This window comes from Xenorhabdus entomophaga (genome assembly GCF_037996725.1).
Lineage (GTDB): Bacteria > Pseudomonadota > Gammaproteobacteria > Enterobacterales > Enterobacteriaceae > Xenorhabdus > Xenorhabdus khoisanae.
Genome location: NZ_JBBMXH010000334.1, coordinates 1 through 485 on the forward strand (window position 1 = coordinate 1; position 485 = coordinate 485).

Annotated in this window: 1 protein-coding gene; it reads right to left on the minus strand. The window is 52.4% G+C overall.

The window, feature by feature from the left end:
* Positions 1-485, minus strand: a 485-nt coding sequence (locus AAC854_RS23050) for a type VI secretion system baseplate subunit TssF (protein ID WP_340619123.1), incomplete at both ends; no start/stop codon positions are given.

The following is a 485-nucleotide window of genomic DNA, read 5'->3' on the forward strand; positions in this document are numbered from 1 at the left end:
TACTGTCATCGGGTTGTTGCACGACCTCAATATCACCCAGCCGGAACAACTGCACCGATTCTCCCAATGGCAGGGAATAGCGGTGATTGCCGGTCTCCAGTGCAATGGGCGAGATGCGCCGGTTTTCCAGATGAATAGCCGGGACGCAGCCCAATAAAAATGCCTCATCGACATCCGCCAATGGCAATTCACCCTCGAAACGAAAAATCAGTTCAAACGTACCCTCCTCATTCAGTGGCACTGTTGTGCAACTTTTGCTGATATCCAGCGTGACAAAGTTATAAAGCGGGGACAGCGCGTAATATTCCACCAACGGTTGCAGGCCGGAATACGTATTCTTTGGCACAGGCAGCACCGGACTATCAAACACATTGTGCCAGCCATAAGGGAAACCGCTCAGTTTTCGCCGCTCGCCCTGTGTTATCAGGCTGACATCACAAAGGTGTTGATCCAGCCACAGACTGAGCTGGGCGGCACGTTCCGTA